The sequence below is a fragment of the Aequorivita sp. KMM 9714 genome (assembly GCF_011065475.1).
GTDB lineage: Bacteria > Bacteroidota > Bacteroidia > Flavobacteriales > Flavobacteriaceae > Aequorivita > Aequorivita sinensis.
The window spans coordinates 901,926-917,262 of the sequence record NZ_JAAGRO010000001.1 but is presented as its reverse complement, the minus strand read 5'-3'; the positions used below and the strand labels follow the sequence as shown (position 1 = coordinate 917,262).

The window sequence follows — 15,337 nt, the reverse complement described above, 5'->3', positions numbered from 1 at the left end:
AAACTACAAAGTATCAATTACTTTACTTAACCTTTCAGTTATTTCTTCAATACTTCCTTCACCATTTACACCGTAATACATTCCTCTCTTATCGTAATAATCTTTTAAGATAGCGGTTTCATTGTAGTAAACCTTAATGCGATTACGGATAATACTTTCATCAGCATCATCTGCACGACCACTAGTTTTTCCTCTTTCTAAAAGTCGTTGAACCAAAACCTCATCATCAACTTCTAATGCTACCATTGCATTTATTTGAGAGTCTTTGTCATCCATTAAATGACCTAAAGCATCTGCTTGAGCTTCAGTTCTTGGGAAACCGTCAAATATAAAGCCGTTAGAACCGCAATTTTTATCAACTTCATTGCTTAACATATCAATGGTAATTTCATCTGGCACTAACTTTCCTTTAGACATGAACGACTTGGCTAAATCACCAAGTTCAGTTTCGTTTTTAATATTGTATCTAAATACATCTCCAGTTGAAATATGAACTAGATTATATTTTTCTTTTAGAAAATTAGCTTGAGTACCTTTTCCTGCTCCTGGAGGGCCAAATAAAATAATATTGGTCATGGGTGTTTTTTAATGGTTGTAAAAAATGAAGTTGCAAATTTACGAAATTTCAGGCAGTTGCGGTTATGACCATAAAGAAATATAATTACATCTACTTTGCATCATAGAAGTGAAAACAACAAAAATACACCATAAATACCTGACTACAAGTTGTTTCCACAAAAACAAAAGTAAAAAACTATCCTTTAACAGCCATCATTATACCGTCTTTTTAGTGAATATTTTAGAAAATTAACCATGAAATTAATGCGAAAACCTCTTATTTATGAAGTCGAAAACATACTTTTTAAGCTAACACTCTGACAATGTTGACTGTGGTTGATGTAAAATGGTGAATTCGGGAGCCACAAATATAATCTTTACATATTTGTCTAATTCTTTGTATCCCCCTTGATTTTGCAATTCTGCCACTCCGTTTTTGTAGCGTCTTAAAGGAAAAGAACTATGTCGTCTCTCTTAACTGCTCAAAAGCCAAAACAACTTTCTTTAAAAAGTGTCCGTATATAGTTTTTAAAACAAAGCCTTTACTTCTAAAAATTAGAACTTCTCACTCATTGATTTTGCCATGGCAAGTACATTCTTTTTATTTTCTGCTTCATCGGCAGAGGTTCTTAAATAAACATGCACCAATGTACCATCTTTAAAAAAGCTAACCTGTCGTTTTTTGCCACTCCAGGATGCCATTTCACCAATTCCCTGTTGGTTTACACCATCATCATAAGTTGCTACAGCTTTTTTAAATTGCTCTGCAGTAACATCTTTCACTATAGTCACGTACATTTCAGCGGGATTATCAACTGATTTTCTTATATCGCCTACACGTACTTCGGAATTATAAGGAACCGACTCCCATTTATATTTGCACATACTGTAAAGACGATCCTTCTCCTCCATTGTAGTTTCTGCCTCAGGAGGAATACCTAAAACTTCTTTAATCTCAGTTTCAGATAATATTTCACAAGGAGATTCAATTTCAGACTTGAATATAGAACCACTACTTCCGTCTTTCGATTTTTCAGAATTTCCACAAGAAATTGTGAGAATGAAAATTGTGAGTAATAGAATTATTTTATTCATAATTTTTTAATAATTAGTTAGTAGTATGTAAATTACAAAATATGAAGTTTAATTACAAATCTCAATAAAATATGAGCTTAAACATATCCTGTAGTCTACTTTATGCTAATTGTATTTATTAAAAATGATTTTTAAAATAATTCCAAAACAAACCTACTTTTCACGTCGAAATCGCAATTGTCTAAAACTTATCTTATCGAAAGTTAGTCCGCCTACAATTAGAAAGAGTCCGATGATAGTTGGAAACTTGATAGGTTCTTCCAACACAAAATAAATTACTACTAAGGATAAAAAGGGAACTAAGTAAACAAGGTTACTCACTTTAGCTGCAGTAATAGATTTTCTAAGTGCGATAGACCAGATTACGAAAGTAATCCCCATTTCAAATAAGCCGACATATACCGCACCTCCAAATGATTTGATATCTACAAATACTATTTCTGAAGTGAGTAACAAGGCTATGAGGATATAAATAAATCCAAAGAAAAAATTGAGGAACAACTTACTTAGCTCATCGCGTTCGTCTTTAATATTAAAAATCCAGAACAAAGCCCAGATTACTGCTGAAGCTAGGCCGAAGAGCACGCCTTGCCCATTGGTAAACGACAAGTTTATTAAATTCCCGCCAGTGGCAATAATAAGCACACCTATAAAACTTATGCCAATTGCAACTAAGTTTTTTAAACCTATTTTTTGTTTGAGTAAAGGCACAGCTAATAAGCTTAGCATAATAGGCCATGTGTAATTAAGTGCTTGTGCCTCTTGGGCAGGCAAAAGCTCATAAGCTTTAAATAAAACGATATAATACAAAAACGGATTTATAGCACCGTAGAAAGCCGATCTTAAAAAAACTTTAGCTGGAAGTTTGGCTAGATTGCCAATTTTTTTTGTCACCAACATTAGAACGGCCAAGGTTAATAAGGCTGTAGCGGATGACCAAAATAGCAACTGTAGAAAACTATAACTCTGTAGCGCAATTTTCATACTGGTTGCAACCGTACTCCATAACAATACAGCTATACCCGCATAAATGTATGCCTGTTTTTGATTTTTCATTTAAAACCTTATTTGGAGGTTTAAAAGTATGATTTAATATCAAAAGAATCCTATGTACGCCATAGATTCCATCAAAAAATCATATTATAAGGTCTTTGCACTTTCTCCTGCAATTCTTGAATGCTCATCAGTCTAACTTTTCTTAAAAATTCTTTTCCTTCAAAAAACACTAATAATGTTGGAGCAGAAAAAACTCCCAACTCTCCTGAAATGCCTGGAGATTTATCAATTTCTACGTGAATGAATTTTACTGCAGGAAAATCCTCAGAAAACAACTCCTCTACTTTTGGTCTTAGCGCATGGCAAACCCCACAATTAGGCGCAGAAAAGTAAACCGCAACTGCAGCTTCAGTTTCTATCAAATTATTTAATGTTTCTACATCCATACTTTATAATTTATTGTTTTCCGTTAGAATTGCAGACTTTAAGGATAAGTTCCATAGCCAATTCTTACTCGTTAGATTGCATTTAGTCTTAAGTCCTAAAGCAAAGCAATCTTATGTCTTAGTGACTATAGTATGACTTTAAATCCAAATTAAATTTTCAGGAATTTTCATTGTTAGCCTTGTTCATTCTAACAAAATTATAAACTCCTTTTCCTTCGGCTATCAGTTTTTCATTTTGAAACGCTTTCATTCTTGCTACAAGAATTCTATTTCCAAATCTTATTATTTTACCTTCAACCATAATAGCTTCAGGTTCGGCGCCTCTAAGATAATCCACCCTTAAATCGATAGTGGAAATTTTATCTTGTAGTGAAGTAAAGTGCATTGCGCCAATTACGCCACCCACAGAATCCATAACAGTTGCAATAACACCTCCGTGCCATCTGTTATTTCTAAAATCGCCTACCAATTCTTTTCTAAATGGAACACTAATTCTCACAAAATCCTTTTCGAGCAATTCTATTTTTAATCCCAAAAACTTATGCATTGGGATACTCTTTTCAAAGGTGGTTTTAATAAGTTCTGTATTATCGAGGAGCATATTTTTGAGTTATTTTCTAAAATCAACTATTACAAATCACTTGATTTTATAAAGGCTGACATTATATTCTTAATACCTTCAAATGTAAAAATAAACCTGCAGAACAAATGCCAAATAAATACAAATGAATTTTATGGAATGTTACTATTGAAATTAATCAATGTAGAGTCTAAATAACCAATTAGCAAATCTATAATGCAAAGTCCAGTCAAAGTATCGAAATAACTATCTTTGCAAATTATAAAAAACCAATAATCAATATGAACTACTTCTCCACCAACTTCACCCTCGGCATTCTTGGCGGCGGACAATTGGGAAAAATGATGTTATACGAAACCCGAAAGTGGGACATTCGCACTCACGTTCTCGACCCAAGTAATGAAGCTCCCTCCAAAATTGCGACAGATTACTTTCAACAAGGTGATTTAATGGATTTTGAAACCGTTTATAACTTCGGAAAAAAAGTAGATGTACTTACTTTTGAAATTGAAGGAGTAAATGTGGAAGCTTTGGAAAAGCTGGAAAACGAAGGTGTGAAAGTTTATCCGAGTGCTGCAACCTTGCGAAATATTCAGGATAAAGGAGTGCAGAAGCAGTTTTATAAGGAACATAAAATCCCTACTTCTCCTTTCAAAATTTACAAGGATAAAAATGAGCTAAATGAAGCCATTGTAAGAAAGGAGCTGCATTTCCCATTTGTATGGAAAAGTTGTACCGGAGGTTATGATGGAAAAGGCGTGAGCGTTATTAGAAATGCTGAAGATATTATTCCGCTATCTTCTGAAGCTTGTATAGCTGAAAAGCTAATTCCATTTAAAAATGAACTTGCCGTAATTGTTGCAAGAAATCCTTCAGGTGAAGTAAAAACGTATCCAGTTGTTGAAATGGAATTTCATCCAGAAGCCAATCAAGTAGAATACGTGATATGTCCTGCGAGAATAGACGAAGCTGTTGCCAATAAAGCAAGAGCTTTAGCTGAAAAAGTATCGGAGTCGTTTAAGCACGTCGGACTTTTGGCTGTAGAAATGTTCCAAACCGAAGACGATGAAGTTTTAGTGAACGAAGTAGCACCAAGACCACACAATAGCGGTCATTACAGCATTGAAGCTAGCTACACCAACCAATTTGAACAACAGATTAGAGCTATTTTAGATTTACCTTTAGGTAATACCGATAGCAAAGTAGGTGGAATTATGGTTAATTTAGTTGGTTCAGAAGGACATACGGGTCAGGTTGTCTATAAAAACATAGAAAAAATACTAGCGATGGAAGGAGTAACGCCTCACATTTACGGTAAAAAAGAAACGCGTCCATTTAGAAAGATGGGCCACGTAACCATAGTAAATAAAGATCTCGACAAAGCACGAAAAATAGCGGAAGAAGTTAAGAAAACAATTGAGGTTGTTAGTGAGTAAATCATAGATCTCTCATGCACTTCGGCAAATAAATAATATTAATTAAAAATCACTTTGTCCCCTCGAGCGCAGTCGAGAGGTCAATACTAAGCAAGATTCGTCTTAATAAGTAGGTCTCGACTGCGCTCGACCTGACACTTAAATGCAAATAAAGCCTAGTCTAAATGAAATCATATTACATCTACATATTAGAATGTTCCGATGGTTTACTTTACACAGGCCTCACGAATAACATTTCAAGAAGATTCGATGAACATCAACTTGGAAGAAACAAATCTTGCTTCACATACAAACGAAGACCTCTAGAGTTAATATTTTATCAGGAGTTTAATGATATAGAACAAGCGATATATTTCGAGAAAAAAATAAAAAAATGGAGTGCACAGAAAAAAAGAGCCTTGGCATATGAAGATTTCAATATGCTTCAAATATTGTCAGAATGTAGAAATATGACACATTCAAAATATAAACCAACTGATGAGGAAATCTCTCATGCACTTCGGAAAATAAATAATATTAATTAAAAATCACTTTGTCCCCTCGAGCGCAGTCGAGAGGTCAATACTAAACAAGATTCGTCTTAATAAGTAGGTCTCGACTGCGCTCGACCTGACACAGAACTATAAAACATGAGCAAAGTAGCAATAATAATGGGAAGTACTAGCGATCTGCCAGTGATGCAGGACGCTGTAGATATTTTAAAAGAATTCAACATTGAAGTAGAAGTAGATATAGTATCTGCTCACCGCACACCAGAAAAGCTTTTTGATTACGGTAAAAACGCTCATACACGCGGAATTTCGGTAATTATTGCTGGTGCTGGAGGCGCTGCCCACCTACCTGGAATGATTGCTTCACTTTCACCTTTACCAGTTATCGGTGTTCCAGTGAAATCTAGTAACTCAATCGATGGTTGGGATAGCGTATTGTCTATTTTACAAATGCCAGGCGGTGTTCCTGTAGCTACAGTTGCACTTAATGGCGCTAAAAATGCAGGTATTTTAGCCGCACAAATCATAGGATCGTCAGATAAATCTGTTTTGGATAAAATTCTAGCCTACAAAGAAAGTCTTAAAGTAAAAGTAGAAGAAGGCGCGAAAGAAGTTCGCAGTGGTAAGTGATGAGTGGTGAGTGGCTATAATTAATTAATCGATTTTGACTCACAATTTTTGAGTCAAAAATCTAACGTCTAAAATCTAAAAACTTTCAATGAATCCTTTATTACAACCCTATAACACAGCCCCATTTTCAAAGATTGAAAACAAGCATTTTCTTCCTGCAATTACAAAGTTAATTGAAGAAACAAAAGCTGAAATTGATGCTATAACTTCAAATTCTGATGCTCCTACTTTTGAAAATACAATTGAAGCATTAGAATTTAGTGGTGAAAAGTTAGACCGAGCTACAAGTATTTTCTTCAACCTAAACAGTGCAGAAACAAACGATGAAATTCAGAAATTAGCACAGAAAATCTCCCCTATGCTAACCGAATTCGGCAATGATATGTTGTTGAATGAAGCCCTTTTTGAAAGAGTAAAAGCTGTTTATAATCTAAAGGACACATTAGACCTTAATGAAGAACAGCAAATGTTGCTCGATAAAAAGTACAAAGGTTTTTCAAGAAATGGAGCCAATCTTTCAGAAGAAAAGAAAAAAGAACTTAGGAAAATAGACACCGAGCTTTCTAAGTTGAAACTTACTTTTGGAGAAAATGTACTAGCAGAAACTAACAATTTTGAACTTCATATTACCGATGAAAAGGACCTAAGCGGATTACCTGAAGGGGTAATTGAAGCTGCCTCTCAAACTGCGGAAGAAAAAGGAAAAAAAGGTTGGGTTTTCACTTTAGACTACCCTAGCTATGTTCCATTTTTAACCTATGCCGACAATCGTGAATTGCGTAAAAAAATGGCAATCGCATTTGGTGCAAAAGGGTTTAATAATGACGAATTTGACAATCAGAAAAATGTACTTCAGATTGCACAATTACGTCATAAAAGAGCAAATTTACTAGGGTATAAAAGTCACGCACATTTTGTTCTTGAAGAGCGAATGGCAGAAACTCCCGAAAAAGTAAAGTCATTTTTAAACGAATTACTGGAAAAAGCAAAACCAGCAGCTAAAAAAGAATTTGAAGAATTAACCGCTTTCGCAAAAGAACTAGATGGAATAGATCACCTCGAAAAATGGGATGGCGCTTATTATTCAGAAAAGCTGAAACAAAAACTTTTCAACCTTGACGATGAAAAGTTAAAACCATACTTCGAATTAAAAAATGTAATTAACGGAGTTTTTACTGTTGCACAAAAACTTTATGGACTACACTTTAAGGAAGTTCAAAACATAGACAAATATCATCCAGAGGTAAAAACTTACGAGGTAAAAGATGACGAAGGAGAATTAGTTGCACTGTTTTATGCAGACTTCCATCCACGTGCAGGCAAGCGAAATGGAGCTTGGATGACTTCGTATAAACCTCAGCAAATAAAAAACGGTAAAAACGATAGACCTCATGTTTCTAACGTTTGTAATTTCACCAAGCCTACTGCCAGTAAACCTTCACTTCTTACATTTAACGAAGTAACCACACTCTTCCACGAGTTTGGTCACGCATTACATGGTATGCTTGCAAACACCCAATACCCTAGCCTATCAGGAACTAGTGTTTATTGGGATTTTGTAGAGTTACCAAGTCAGATTTTAGAGAATTGGTGCTACGAAAAAGAGACTTTAGAACTCTTTGCTACACATTACAAAACCGGAGAGGTAATCCCGATGGAGTATGTTGAAAAAATAAAAGAATCGGCTACTTTCCATGAAGGGATGGCAACACTTGGCCAATTGAGTTTCGGAATGTTAGATATGGCTTGGCACAGCCAAGACCCATCTAAAATTAACGACGTTAAGTCATTTGAGGTTGCTGCATTTGAAGACACTCAGTTATACCTGGATGTAAAAGAAAATTGTATGAGCACTTCGTTTTCTCATATTTTCCAAGGCGGTTATTCTGCAGGATATTATAGTTATAAATGGGCGGAAGTGTTAGATGCAGATGCATTTGCATATTTCCAACAAGAAGGAATTTTCAGTAAAAAGGTAGCTGATAAGTTTAAAAACTTCGTGCTTTCACAAGGAGGAACTATGGACCCAATGGAATTATACATTAAATTCCGCGGACAAAAACCAGACCCAGAAGCGTTATTAAAGCGTGCTGGATTATTGAAGTAAAAACTAAAGCGAAATTAATTAACGACGAACCCAAGTTTGATAGGTGAAAGCATATTTATGCTTTTCATCTATCTCATGTCGGGTTTCCGATTCCAATTTCCATTCGTCGGTAGAAAATTCAGGGAAAAATGTATCGGCATTAGCAAAGGTTCCGTGAACACGAGTTAGCTCAATTTTATCGGCATGGGACAATCCTATTTTATAAATTTCACCGCCACCAATAATAAAGGGTTGAGAGTCATTTTTCGCGATTTCTAATGCCTCTTCCAAACTTTGCACACTCACTGCACCCAATTTTTCATAATTTTTATCACGTGTAATTACAACATTTGTTCTATTGGGAAGCGGCTTTTCTAAAGATTCAAATGTTTTACGCCCCATAATTACGTGATGACCACTGGTAAGCTTCTTAAAACGTTTAAAATCTTCAGGCAGGTGCCAAATCATTCCATTTTTTGCTCCTAATTCGTTGTTTTCGGCCGCGGCAGCAATCATTGTTATCATTGTACGTCTGGAGGTAAAAGGTTGTCTGCTTCGTTTTTTTTTGTGAAATCGTCAGTTTTTGGCAATTGCAATTCGCTATCAACTTGCTTTTGAAGTTCTGCAATTTTCTCTGCTTGTCTTGCTTTTAACTTTTCAAGTTGTCTGTCTTCCCATTCCTTATCCATGAATTTATTCATCACAAAAACATTGAAAAGATGAACCAAAAAGATAAATGTCCAAATTAAAATTGCCCAAATAAACCAATCTTTTATCAATGTTTCGTTACCATAACCCAATACAGGATTTATAATAATAAGGATAATTGAACCTACTAAAAACAAAATAAAGTGACGCATTAAGTTCTTTTTCTGCTTAATTCGTCTACGTGCATATTCGTATTGCTCACGCTGTTCGGCGTCTATTCTGTCTGTTTTTTTAGTTTTTGAAAACATAGTTAGTTACTTTCGTTACACAATCACGATAACTTTCTGTAAAAATACCTAAATTTCGCAGTTATGGCATAATTCATATGAAAGAAATAAGAAATCACTTTCCAATTCTTAACACCACAGTGTATCTCGATACAGCTGCAAATGGTTTAATTCCGAAACCTGTGATAGATTGGAGACGAATTCAGGATGAAGAACTACTAAACAATCCTGTTGCTTTTCGTGCGAATCATCAAGAAATTATTGCAGACACAAAAAATGAGATTTCACGATTCTTTGGAGCTTCGCTTAATACAATTGCTTTAATCCCAAATTTCTCATTTGGGATAAATAGTATTTTGGAAGGCCTTCCTAAAAATCAGAAAATACTATTATTAAATAATGATTACCCTTCAGTAAATTGGCCAGTTGAACATAGAGAGCTCAATGTGTGTTATGCTGAAATAGATGAAAATCTTGAAAAAAACATTGAAACAGCCATTAAAAAACACAAACCTCAAGTATTTATTTTCAGCATTGTACAGTGGCTAAGTGGAATTAAAATCGACTTCAACTTCTTAAAACAACTAAAAGATAAATACCCGAACTTACTGTTAATAGCTGATGGCACGCAGTATCTAGGTACAGAAGTTTTCAATTTTGAAGATAGTCCTATTGATGTATTAGCCACAAGTTGTTATAAGTGGCTTACATCTGGATTCGGAAATGGAATATTATTTATTAAAGAAACTGTTCAACACAGAATATCGCCTAAAACTATTGGATTTAACTCTGCAGCTACGTTTGAAAGTTCAGCCTCAGACACTGCTTTTATAAAACATTTTGAGCCTGGACATCAAGACACTTTAAATTATGGAAGTATAGCACAAACCATTAAGTTTCAAGAACAATTTGGCCGAGATGTGTTGTATCAACAGATAAAATCAATTTCGGAGCTAGCCAAAGAAAGCTTTATCGAACTTGGTTTACTCTCAAACAATACACTAGATCGTCGAAACCATTCTTCTATTTTCAACTTACAATGCGATAAGAATGTTTTTAAAAGACTTAGAGAAAACAATATTGCGTGTTCTTTACGAGGAAACGGTATAAGAGTAGGGTTTCATTATTACAACACTAAAGAGGATTTAGAACATTTACTTCAAGTTCTTAAGCAAGGCTAGATCAACTTTTCATTATAAAAAACATAAGTTTCTGTTAAGTAGTGGAAAACACTGTACAACTACTTTCCCATTAAGAAGGAAAGCAGTACTTTTGCACCCTCAAAATAAATTACTTAAAAAATTATCATGAATAAGACATTCGACGTACTAATAGAAATTCCAAAAGGAAGCCGTAACAAATATGAATACGACTTTGAGTTAAAGAAAATTCGTTTCGACCGTATGCTTTTTAGCAGTATGATGTATCCTGCCGATTATGGTTTTATTCCAGAGACATACGCAAAAGATGGTGATCCTTTGGACGTACTAGTGTTAGGTCATGAGCCTACATTCCCAATGTGTGTGATGGAAGTTAAGGCTATTGGAGTTTTCCATATGGCTGATGAAAAAGGACAAGATGAAAAAATTATCTGTGTACCTGTATCAGACCCAATCTGGAGCCAGTTAAACGATTTAGAAGACCTTAACCCTCACTTGAAAAAAGAAATTGAGCATTTCTTTAAAGTATATAAGGATCTTGAAAAGAAACGTGTAGATGTAGGTGGATGGGGCGATGCTGCTGAAGCAAAAGAAATTTACGAGCAATGCATTAAGCGTTACGAAGAGACTCCTGAAGTACACGGAAAATTCAGTATCTAAGAGACTCTCTTAAGCAAACAATACATTTCATATTAAGGACGTAAAACTCAAGACTATAAGGCCTTTTGTTTTTACGTCCTTTTCCTTTTTAGGCACATTTTCAAGAAACTTCAATTTCTACTTTACTCTTAATTTCATTAATATAATTTTAGAATTACCTTAAAAAAATGATTTTTTCTAAATTCGCTCCAAAGTCAAAATATGAAGTCACTAAAAAAGCATTTTTTTGCTTTGCTATTCATTTTTTCCCCTTGCTTATTTAGTCAATCCATAAGCTTGAAGGAATGCGAAAACATGATTGAAAATGGAGTTAAAATGATGTTTGAAAAACAACATATTCAATCTCTTGAATTGTTGATACAAGCAGCTACAATTGCAGATGAAAACCAATGGCATAAGCAAAAATTTAGAGCTCTTTTAAACACTGGTTCCAATTATTACTTGATGTCTGATTTTGGCGAAGCTTTAGAGTATTATCTTGGAGCATATGAGGTTGCTACAATGCATTTGGAGCCAAAAGACAAACTTACAGTCCTTAACAATATAGGCATCCTATACTTTCAAGATGAAAATCTCACTAAGGCTAAAGAATATTTCAGTAAGGCATATGAGCTTAGTTTTAATCAAAAAAACAACAGTAAACGCGGATACTATGCTATCAATCTTGCCTTAGTCTTAAATAAAATGAATCAACCTGATGAAGCTAGGGACTTAATTCAAGAGGCTATACCATTAGTGAAAAACCAGCCTGAAATTGAAGTTATGGCTAAAATGGCAGAGGCTGAAAATTATTTCATTCAAAAAGAATATAATAGATCTAAGGAACTTGCTCAAGCGCTTTTACCACTACTAAAAGGTGAAGCTCAAGCAGATAATAAAGTATTTCTATTATTACTTCTTTCAAAAATACATCAAAACAACAAGGACTATTACGCTGCTCTTAAATATGCAAAATTGGCAAGGATTGACTCGAAAGTCTTAGAAAACAGAGAAGATGTATATGATGCTCTATCTAAAGCTTATAGTTCTATAAATGATTACGACAAGGCACTAATCTATAAAGACAGTATGATTTTTGCCCTTGATACTATTCAAAAAATCAGAAATAACGCACTTTATGAAAACAATAAAATAAAATTTGAATTACAAAATTACACACATGAATTAAACGAGAGTCGTTTGCTTTTACAAAAGGAACGACGATTTTTTTATACAATTACATCAGGTGTCGTTTTACTTTTAATATTAATTATTTGGCTATTTAGAAATTACCTAACAAGGCAAAAACAAAAAAAGAAAATTATTGCCTTAGAATTAGAACATGAAAAAAACAAAAGATTAGTAGCAGAAAAGCAAATGCGCGAGCAAGACGCGATTTTAAAATTAGAGCAAGAGAAACTAAAGAATGAAATAGACGCAAAAAACAGAAAACTTACTTCAAAGGCCCTGTATCTTTCAAGTAGAAATGAGCTAATCAAAGAAATCATACAAACATTATCAAAAAATCCTCAAGTAAAAAGCAAACCAAATTTATTAATACAAATTAAAGAGCTCAGCAAACATTTAAAAAATGACCCACAACTCGAAAGCTTCTTCAGGCATTTTGAAGATGTAAATCCTGGATTTTCTGCTCGTCTATTAAAGCTAAATCCAAAAATAACTCAACAAGATGTTCGCTTTATTATTTATTTACGAATGAATTTAAGTAATAATGAAATTGCTTCATTACTAAATATAACATCACAATCTTGTAGAAAGCGTAAAGAGAGAATAAGAAAAAAATTAAACCTCCCTAACGACACCACATTAGCTTCTTACATAGCTAACATTTGAGGCTATGTCACAGTTTATTACCGCTATTGTCACAAAATGTCACGCTTAGTTTTACGTGGTAAATATGTATAAACCTATATTTACACTATAACTAAAACTCCAAATTTTATGAAAAAAATCTTCATTCTTATTACACTATTATTCTTAACATTTTCGCAAGTTGCAAACTCTCAAATAAGTTTTTCAGCAAATGAAGAGTACGGTCAAATATATGATGTGATATTTGACCCAATAGTGGAAGGCACAATTTACGCTAGAACAGTCGGCAATCACATTTTAAAATCAGAGGATAACGCTACAAGTTGGGATATACTTTATAGCGACCCAATGGATAAACATTGCACCCTAAGTAACTTAAAACTCCTTAATAACGGACAAAATTTAAGCTTCATTGTAAAAGCTGAGGGTACAGATTACAATAAAGTGATTGTTATTAAAAATACCGATGGAACAATAGAAAAAGTATACAATGTTCCAAATCCTCAAGAATCGGATGTGCTAATTGCAAGTTATGATATCTATGAAGCCGATAATGATACTTCAATTATTCATACAACCTATACTGAGAATTTCGGATTTAAAAATGAAGTTTTTAGAACTATAGATGGTGGTGCAAGCTGGCAAAGCATCTATTATAGTGGAGATAACAGGGAAGTTGCTATAAATAACATTGCAATATCTCCAGATAATCCTAACAAAATATTTTTAATGCGTGGTGTTTCTACGGGTAGTGATATAGGAGGATTGTTTATAAGTGAAGATGGTGGGGTGAACTGGGAAGAAAAAATCCCTGGAAACACTTATAGTGCAATCGAATTTAATCCAAATGACCCTAATGATATTTTACTAGGAACTTTTTATGGATATGGCACACACACAGAAAATTTATATCGATCGCTTGACGGTGGTGATACTTGGAATATAGTTCCTATAACTTATAATAGTATGTCCAATAACAACATAAACTATATTAAGTTTAATCCACAAAACACTGACAATATTCTTGTTTTAGAAGAAAACGAAATAATCATAAGTAATGACAATGGAATCACATGGCATAATGAAGTATTCACAGAAATTGATCCAGAAAACTATTACTTTGGTTTAACAGCCTCATTTAATCCTTTTGAAACAAATGAGCTAATTATTTCTGCAAACTTCTATCCATTTCGATCAACAGATGGAGGATACACACTTGAAAAGCTTACTAATAAATTTGTAAATAGCACCGGACGTATTGACTCTTATTTTAAAGGCGGAGAAAACCATCTTTATTATGGCTTACGAAATGGTTTTATACATAGAAATGTAGATTCAAATATTGAAAACGGTTATAGAATGCGTCCTTTAAATAACACTTTTGGATCAACCACTTTCCCTTATTCAGACAAAGAAGTAGCAGGTCGAATTTTCAATAGTAGCAGAGCTGGAATGAATTCATATTTAGAAATGAGTACAGATCATGGTGAAAATTATGAAACTATATTAACTAGTATGATGTTTCTAAATATTTATACCCTTGCTACAGACCCAAATAATACAAGTTTAATTTGGTTTTCATTTGGAGAAAATATTTTTACTATAGATGTATCAGACTCTACTTCACCAATTATTAACGAAATTAGTATGCCAAATACTGATTTAAGTTATGGCATTATAATAGACCCTGATGATAGCCAGCAAGTATTAATTACTAAAGGAGTAAACACTTATAAAACAATTGATGGAGGTAGCAATTGGGAAGAAACCTCAAATGGACTAGAAGCACTCATTCCAGGTCAGGATATGATTTTAGATGCTTCAGTTAATCCATTAAATTCAGAAGAATATCTTTTAGCCACTACTAAAGGAATTTACTTATCTAGTGATAAAGGAGATACTTGGAATCAAATTTTTGATGAGTTTGTAGAAAAAGTTTATTTTTCAGACAAAACATCGGGTCAAATAGTAGCACTCAACTATTATTCTGATGGTTTTCTATACCCTGAATCATCATCAAGAATTATCTACTCAACTGATAATGGTCTAAACTGGGAGATAATTTCATCAGAAGCTTTAGAATATCTTAATGCAAACTCCTCTACTATTCAATTCTTTGAAGAAAGTGCAAATATATATTTCGGTACATTTGACCTAGGTTTGGTTGAATACACAATTGACCTCTCTGTCTTGGGAAATCAAAACAATCAAATAAAATCACAAGACATAATAATATTCCCTAATCCTACGACTCATACATTTACCGTTGAAAGTGTTGAGCAGAAAATAAAGGATATTGCTGTTTACACTTCAACAGGAAAGCAAGTTTTAAAAAGCACTAATAGTATAGATAAAATAGATGTTTCAAATCTAACACATGGATTGTACTTAGTTAAAATAACAACTAACAATGGAGCTTACTTCAAGCGCCTATTAAAAAAATAATATAATT

Annotated in this window: 15 protein-coding genes; 8 read left to right on the top strand and 7 right to left on the bottom strand. The window is 33.7% G+C overall.

The annotated features are described in order from the left end of the window. Positions 1-3: 3 nt before the first annotated feature. From G3A46_RS04025 to G3A46_RS04005, 5 genes are all read right to left on the bottom strand, one after another. Positions 4-576, bottom strand: coding sequence for an adenylate kinase (locus G3A46_RS04025; protein ID WP_165146516.1), 573 nt, complete (start codon positions 574-576; stop codon positions 4-6). 537 nt (positions 577-1,113) lie between these two features. Then, positions 1,114-1,653: a hypothetical protein gene (locus tag G3A46_RS04020; RefSeq protein ID WP_165146513.1), complete on the bottom strand. Its 540-nt coding sequence runs from the start codon at positions 1,651-1,653 to the stop codon at positions 1,114-1,116. A 153-nt stretch (positions 1,654-1,806) separates the two neighbouring features. Next, on the bottom strand, positions 1,807-2,709 hold the full coding sequence (locus G3A46_RS04015; protein WP_165146510.1) for a DMT family transporter: 903 nt from the start codon (positions 2,707-2,709) through the stop codon (positions 1,807-1,809). A 71-nt stretch (positions 2,710-2,780) separates the two neighbouring features. Next, positions 2,781-3,095 carry a thioredoxin family protein gene (locus G3A46_RS04010; RefSeq protein ID WP_165146507.1) on the bottom strand — a complete coding sequence of 105 codons (315 nt, stop codon included), beginning with the start codon at positions 3,093-3,095 and terminating at the stop codon, positions 2,781-2,783. Between the two features lie 157 nt (positions 3,096-3,252). Beyond that, positions 3,253-3,696 carry a hotdog fold thioesterase gene (locus tag G3A46_RS04005; protein ID WP_165146504.1) on the bottom strand — a complete coding sequence of 148 codons (444 nt, stop codon included), beginning with the start codon at positions 3,694-3,696 and terminating at the stop codon, positions 3,253-3,255. Positions 3,697-3,956: 260 nt separating this feature from the next. On the opposite strand from G3A46_RS04005, the gene purK reads away from it, so the two are divergent. The 4 genes from purK to G3A46_RS03985 all read left to right on the top strand — a co-directional run bounded on the left by purK (position 3,957) and on the right by G3A46_RS03985 (position 8,339). Beyond that, positions 3,957-5,111: a 5-(carboxyamino)imidazole ribonucleotide synthase gene (purK, locus tag G3A46_RS04000; protein WP_165146501.1), complete on the top strand. Its 1,155-nt coding sequence runs from the start codon at positions 3,957-3,959 to the stop codon at positions 5,109-5,111. 164 nt (positions 5,112-5,275) lie between these two features. Then, positions 5,276-5,635: a GIY-YIG nuclease family protein gene (locus G3A46_RS03995; RefSeq protein ID WP_165146498.1), complete on the top strand. Its 360-nt coding sequence runs from the start codon at positions 5,276-5,278 to the stop codon at positions 5,633-5,635. A 105-nt stretch (positions 5,636-5,740) separates the two neighbouring features. Next, positions 5,741-6,232 (top strand): 5-(carboxyamino)imidazole ribonucleotide mutase, encoded by a 492-nt coding sequence (purE, locus tag G3A46_RS03990; RefSeq protein WP_139855469.1) that lies wholly within the window; start codon positions 5,741-5,743, stop codon positions 6,230-6,232. Positions 6,233-6,320: 88 nt separating this feature from the next. Beyond that, entirely contained in the window at positions 6,321-8,339 is a 2,019-nt protein-coding gene (locus G3A46_RS03985; RefSeq protein ID WP_165146495.1) for a M3 family metallopeptidase, read from the top strand. Between the two features lie 18 nt (positions 8,340-8,357). Here the strand turns inward: G3A46_RS03985 and G3A46_RS03980 are convergent, their stop codons facing one another. After that, on the bottom strand, positions 8,358-8,843 hold the full coding sequence (locus tag G3A46_RS03980) for a dihydrofolate reductase (RefSeq protein ID WP_165146492.1): 486 nt from the start codon (positions 8,841-8,843) through the stop codon (positions 8,358-8,360). Further along, a complete protein-coding gene (locus tag G3A46_RS03975; RefSeq protein ID WP_165146489.1) occupies positions 8,840-9,274 on the bottom strand; it encodes a 2TM domain-containing protein in 435 nt (144 codons plus the stop codon). The genes G3A46_RS03980 and G3A46_RS03975 overlap by 4 nt, the downstream gene beginning before the upstream one ends. Before the next feature lie 77 nt (positions 9,275-9,351). Between G3A46_RS03975 and G3A46_RS03970 the strand changes: the two genes are divergently transcribed. The 4 genes from G3A46_RS03970 to G3A46_RS03955 all read left to right on the top strand — a co-directional run bounded on the left by G3A46_RS03970 (position 9,352) and on the right by G3A46_RS03955 (position 15,330). Continuing rightward, on the top strand, positions 9,352-10,434 hold the full coding sequence (locus G3A46_RS03970) for an aminotransferase class V-fold PLP-dependent enzyme (RefSeq protein ID WP_165146486.1): 1,083 nt from the start codon (positions 9,352-9,354) through the stop codon (positions 10,432-10,434). A gap of 126 nt (positions 10,435-10,560) precedes the next feature. Continuing rightward, the gene (locus G3A46_RS03965) at positions 10,561-11,073 is read left to right on the top strand and encodes an inorganic diphosphatase (protein WP_139855474.1); all 513 of its coding nucleotides are present in this window, start codon (positions 10,561-10,563) and stop codon (positions 11,071-11,073) included. A 201-nt stretch (positions 11,074-11,274) separates the two neighbouring features. Next, a complete protein-coding gene (locus tag G3A46_RS03960; protein ID WP_165146483.1) occupies positions 11,275-12,906 on the top strand; it encodes a tetratricopeptide repeat protein in 1,632 nt (543 codons plus the stop codon). Positions 12,907-13,014: 108 nt separating this feature from the next. After that, on the top strand, positions 13,015-15,330 hold the full coding sequence (locus G3A46_RS03955) for a T9SS type A sorting domain-containing protein (RefSeq protein ID WP_165146480.1): 2,316 nt from the start codon (positions 13,015-13,017) through the stop codon (positions 15,328-15,330). Positions 15,331-15,337 lie beyond the last annotated feature (7 nt).

Coding starts and splice junctions, on each gene's coding strand:
- G3A46_RS04025 (WP_165146516.1), bottom strand. CDS start 576: ATGACCAATATTATTTTATTTGGCCCTCCAGGAGCAGGAAAAGGTACT.
- G3A46_RS04020 (WP_165146513.1), bottom strand. CDS start 1,653: ATGAATAAAATAATTCTATTACTCACAATTTTCATTCTCACAATTTCT.
- G3A46_RS04015 (WP_165146510.1), bottom strand. CDS start 2,709: ATGAAAAATCAAAAACAGGCATACATTTATGCGGGTATAGCTGTATTG.
- G3A46_RS04010 (WP_165146507.1), bottom strand. CDS start 3,095: ATGGATGTAGAAACATTAAATAATTTGATAGAAACTGAAGCTGCAGTT.
- G3A46_RS04005 (WP_165146504.1), bottom strand. CDS start 3,696: ATGCTCCTCGATAATACAGAACTTATTAAAACCACCTTTGAAAAGAGT.
- purK (WP_165146501.1), top strand. CDS start 3,957: ATGAACTACTTCTCCACCAACTTCACCCTCGGCATTCTTGGCGGCGGA.
- G3A46_RS03995 (WP_165146498.1), top strand. CDS start 5,276: ATGAAATCATATTACATCTACATATTAGAATGTTCCGATGGTTTACTT.
- purE (WP_139855469.1), top strand. CDS start 5,741: ATGAGCAAAGTAGCAATAATAATGGGAAGTACTAGCGATCTGCCAGTG.
- G3A46_RS03985 (WP_165146495.1), top strand. CDS start 6,321: ATGAATCCTTTATTACAACCCTATAACACAGCCCCATTTTCAAAGATT.
- G3A46_RS03980 (WP_165146492.1), bottom strand. CDS start 8,843: ATGATAACAATGATTGCTGCCGCGGCCGAAAACAACGAATTAGGAGCA.
- G3A46_RS03975 (WP_165146489.1), bottom strand. CDS start 9,274: ATGTTTTCAAAAACTAAAAAAACAGACAGAATAGACGCCGAACAGCGT.
- G3A46_RS03970 (WP_165146486.1), top strand. CDS start 9,352: ATGAAAGAAATAAGAAATCACTTTCCAATTCTTAACACCACAGTGTAT.
- G3A46_RS03965 (WP_139855474.1), top strand. CDS start 10,561: ATGAATAAGACATTCGACGTACTAATAGAAATTCCAAAAGGAAGCCGT.
- G3A46_RS03960 (WP_165146483.1), top strand. CDS start 11,275: ATGAAGTCACTAAAAAAGCATTTTTTTGCTTTGCTATTCATTTTTTCC.
- G3A46_RS03955 (WP_165146480.1), top strand. CDS start 13,015: ATGAAAAAAATCTTCATTCTTATTACACTATTATTCTTAACATTTTCG.